This window comes from Micromonospora sp. CA-111912, assembly GCF_050948415.1.
Classification (GTDB): Bacteria; Actinomycetota; Actinomycetes; order Mycobacteriales; family Micromonosporaceae; genus Micromonospora.
Genome location: NZ_CP192007.1, coordinates 1185381 through 1189610, shown reverse-complemented (window position 1 = coordinate 1189610; position 4230 = coordinate 1185381). Strand labels below are relative to the sequence as shown.

The 4230-nt window shown below is 70.4% G+C and carries 3 protein-coding genes and 1 pseudogene; 3 read left to right on the top strand and 1 reads right to left on the bottom strand.

Translation table 11 applies throughout. From position 1 onward, the window contains the following. Positions 1-33: 33 nt before the first annotated feature. A complete protein-coding gene (locus ACQPZO_RS05550; protein WP_433347631.1) occupies positions 34-1824 on the bottom strand; it encodes an ABC transporter ATP-binding protein in 1791 nt (596 codons plus the stop codon). 225 nt (positions 1825-2049) lie between these two features. On the opposite strand from ACQPZO_RS05550, the pseudogene ACQPZO_RS05545 reads away from it, so the two are divergent. The 3 genes and pseudogenes from ACQPZO_RS05545 to ACQPZO_RS05535 all read left to right on the top strand — a co-directional run. Then, positions 2050-2166 (top strand): annotated as a pseudogene (locus tag ACQPZO_RS05545) (helix-turn-helix domain-containing protein); the annotation flags it as partial. Positions 2167-2259: 93 nt separating this feature from the next. Further along, entirely contained in the window at positions 2260-3297 is a 1038-nt protein-coding gene (locus tag ACQPZO_RS05540; protein WP_433350820.1) for an NB-ARC domain-containing protein, read from the top strand. Positions 3298-3383: 86 nt separating this feature from the next. After that, complete coding sequence (locus ACQPZO_RS05535; protein ID WP_433350818.1) at positions 3384-4211, top strand: DUF72 domain-containing protein; 828 nt, start codon at positions 3384-3386, stop codon at positions 4209-4211. Positions 4212-4230 lie beyond the last annotated feature (19 nt).

Below are 4230 nucleotides of genomic sequence, written 5' to 3'. Positions count from 1 at the left end.
GTCTGTCTGGCCAATCCTTCGTTGCGCAGTGGATCAGGAGGCGGTGGCCGTGCGTCGAACCGCGCCGGACTGCGCGTCGAGCAGCTGCGTCATCGCGAGGGTTCGGTAGAGGTCGTCGGAGTCGATCAGCTCGGCGTGGGTGCCACGGGCTCGGATCCGGCCCCCGTCGAGGAGCAGGATCTGCCGGGCCATGGTCACCGTGGAGAGTCGGTGCGCGATGATCAGCACGGTGCTGACCCGCGCCACCTCGGCGATCGCGTCGCGCAGGCTCAGCTCGTTGAGCCCGTCGAGGGCGGAGGTCGCCTCGTCCAACAGCAGCACCCGGGGACGGCGCAACAGGGCCCTGGCGATCGCGATGCGTTGCCGTTCCCCGCCGGAGAGGTTCATCCCCCGATGCCCGACCAGGGTGTCCAGGCCGTCGGGGAGGCGACTGACGAGATCGTTCAGCCGGGTCTGTTCCATGGCCTCGGCCAGTTGGGCGGCGGAGGCGTCCGGCGCGGCGAAGAGCAGGTTCTCCCGAAGGGTCCCGGACAGCACGGGCGCGTCCTGCTCCACGTACCCCAGGTCCGCGCGCAGCTGCGGGATGGGCAGGTCACACACGTCGCGGCCGGCGAACTCCACCACCCCGGAGTCCGCCTCGTGGAAGCGCTCGAGCAACGCGAACACCGTCGACTTGCCTGCGCCGGAGGGGCCGACCAGCGCGGTCATCCCGCCCACCGGCACCTCGAAGTCCACTCCGGACAGAATGTCCGGCCCGTCGGGGGCGTACCGGAAGTGGACCTCGCGGAAGGCGACGGCGACCTCGGCGGACGGGCCGCCGCCGGGGTACCGGCCGACTGTGCCGTGCGGAGCGACGTCGGCGGCCGGGGCGCTTCGCGCGGCGCCGGTGGGGGGCATCCGGTCGTCCGGCTCGGTGGAGAGCGCTTCGACCTCCTCGATGCGGCGCACGGCGGCCATCCCGGCCTGCAGCCCGCTGACCCCCTGCACCAGCTGGTTGATCGGTGAGTACAGGTAGAACAGGTACATCAGGAAGGCGATCAACGACGACACCGGCAGGCTGCCGTCGGCCACCCGGGCACCGCCGACCCCGAACACGGCGAGGAAGGACAGCTGAACGACCAGTCCGGACGCGGAACCGGCGACGGCGCTCCACCGGGCGGCGGTGATCCCCTCGTCGCGGGCCGTGTCGACCGCCCGGTGCATCACCCCGGCCTCGCGCCGCTCCGCACCGTTGGCCTTGATGGTGCGCAACGCGCCGAGAGCGCGTTCCAACTGGCCGCCGATGTCGCCGAGGGCATCCTGCGCCCGCCGGTTCGCCGCGCCGAGGCGCGGCATGACCAGGGCGGTGGCCCCGCCGACCAGCAGCATCACCGCGGCCACCACGCCGAACAGGACCGGGTCCAGGTAGGCCATGAATCCGGCCATCCCGAGCAGGACGACCGTCCCGAGCACCAGGTCCACCAGGTCGTTGGTGGTCGCGTGACGCAGCAGCGTGGTGTCTGCGGTGACCCGGGAGATCAGGTCACCTGGGGGCGTGGTGTTGAGCGCACCGACCCGCAGCCGCAGCAGCCGGGTGACCAGGCCGGACCGGACGTCGCGGACGATCTCCTCGGCGGTCCGGTCGATCAGGTACCGGCCCGCGGCGGCGACGACGGCACCGGCGAGCACGATCCCGCAGAGCAGGACACTCAGCCCCAGGATCGGCCGCCCGGAGCCCAACCGATCGACGAACTCCCTGGCCAGCAGCGGTGTCGCCAGGGCTGCGGCGCCACCGGCGGAGCTGACCACGGTGCCGACCGCCAGGACCCGACGGTGAGGACGCACGTACCTGAGCAGTTGCCGGAAAGCTGAGGCGGCAGGCGGGTTTGAGGCCATGAGGATACGCGAGCCCCCTTCCTGAAAATCGACGGAGAGTGGCTACACTTTCTCCCGGGCATGCGGGTAGATCCAGATAACTAACCGTCAATAAGTCATCAAGTTGGAGGCACGGCCTTGGCGGAGGATCTGAGTCACGACGCGTCCACGCCAGCCGCCTCACTCGCCGGCCTCGTGCGCGCCCTACGCAGGCGGGCCCTCCTTACGCAGGAAGAACTGGCCAGCCTCTCGCGGTTGAGCGTGGGCACGATCCGTGGTCTCGAAACCGGCCGGATCCAGCAGCCGCACACCGGCACACTTCGCAAACTGGCCGACGCACTCACTCTCAGTGACGAAGAAGCGGCAGCGTTGATCACAAAATCGCGGGCACTTCCAACACGGACAGTGACGGATTTGATGCCGGGCCCGGTGCCGGCGCAGCTTCCGGCCAGCATCCCCTCGTTCGTCGGGCGGGCGGAGCCGATGCGGCTGCTCGATGCCCACCTGACCGCGACGGACGGCGCGACGGCCACCCTGGCGATCGTGGGCAGCGCCGGAATCGGCAAGACCGCCCTGGCCGTCCACTGGGCCCACCGGGTGCGCCACCGGTTCCCCGACGGCCAGATCTATCTCAACCTGCGCGGGTTCGACCCGCACCACAGCCCGTTGACGACCGGCGCGGCCCTCCACAGTCTCCTTGCGGCGTTGCATTTCCCGTCGCACCAAATGCCGACGAATCCGGACGCTCAGGTCGGCCTATACCGAACCCTGATGGCTGACCGTCGGATGCTGATCCTGTTGGACAACGCCCGCGATGCCCAGCAGGTCCGTCCCCTGCTGCCAGGGTCGGCAGGCTCGCTGGTCCTGGTGACCAGCCGGGAGCGACTTTCCGGTTTGGGCACCGCCGACGGCGCCGACCTGCTGACGCTGTCTCGCATGCCACTGATCGAGGCCCGGGACCTGCTCGCCCGCCGACTCGGTGCCCTACGGGCGGCCGCCGACCACCCGGCGCTCAACGAGGTCATCGAGCACTGCGAGGGGCTGCCCCTGGCACTGGCCGGCGCGGCCACCTTCGCGAACCGGCATCCCAGCACCTCACTCGGCTACCTCGCCATGCATCTGCGCAACTCGCGCCGGCGGCTGGACGTCCTCGCCGACAGTGATCCGGCGACGAACATCCGCTCGGTGTTCTCCTGGTCGTACGCGGCGCTCACCCCGGACGCCGCCCGGTTGTTCCGACTGCTGGCCCGCCACCCGGAGAGCCACTTCACGACGCGGAGCGCCGCCGCCCTCGCCCTGGTCTCCTCGACCAAGGTGTACCCACTCGTGTGCGAGCTGACGCGCTTGCATCTGGTCGAGGACCACCCCGACTACTACGTACTGCCCGAGTTGCTGCGCGCCTACGGCGAAGAGCTGACCTACCCCGCGCTGCGGGCGTCGTAGTACCGCCGGTTCATGTTCGGTCGACGCCCGCCGGCATCGGCAGGCCGGAAGGGGTCGGGGTGATGCGTCTTCACGTGGGCTGCGCGATGTGGACCCACAAGGCATGGCAGGGGCGCCTGCTGGCGCACCCACTTCCGTCCCACGAGCGCCTGCGGCACTACGCCGGTTGGTGCGACGCCGTCGAGGGGAACACGACCTTCTACGCGACTCCGACCAGGGACACCGTGACCTCGTGGGCGCAGCAGACCGACCCCGACTTCCGCTTCGTGCTCAAGGTGCCGAAGCTCATCACGCACGAACGCCGCCTCGCCGACGTCGACGAGGCGCTTCGCGTCTTCCTGGACGCGATCGAGCCGCTCGGCCCCCGGGCCCACGCCCTGTGGATCCAACTGCCGGGGTCGTTCGGCCCGGCTGACGTCGCCGTGCTCGCCCGCTTTCTGCGCCGGCTCCCCAGTTCCCACCGGTATGCCGTGGAAGTCCGGCATCCCGCCTTCTTCGACGATCCTCGCTCGACGTCGCTCCTGGAGGAGGCGCTCGCCGCCGCGGCTGCCGAGTGGATCCCGTTCGACACCACCGCGTTCTTCCGGAGCCCTCCGACCAGCGACGCGGAACGGGAGGCGTGGACCAGGAAGCCGCGCATGCCGCTCCGATCGCGCGCGCTGACCGACCGGCCGATCGTCCGGTATCTCGGCCGCGACGACTCCGCCCGGACCGTGGAGGGCTGGCAGCGGTGGATCGACGTCACCGTCGGATGGCTGCGCGAGGGCCGTACGCCCACCATGTTCGTCCACACCCCGGACAACGCCGAGGCGCCCGTGCTCGCCCGCCGCTTCCACGACGCCGTACGGGCACGCGTACCCGAACTGCAATCACTGCCCCAACCGATGCCGGTCGAGCCGCTGACCCTCTTCTGACAGCGAGGATGCGGGTGAG

Coding starts and splice junctions, on each gene's coding strand:
- ACQPZO_RS05535 (WP_433350818.1), top strand. CDS start 3,384: ATGTGGACCCACAAGGCATGGCAGGGGCGCCTGCTGGCGCACCCACTT.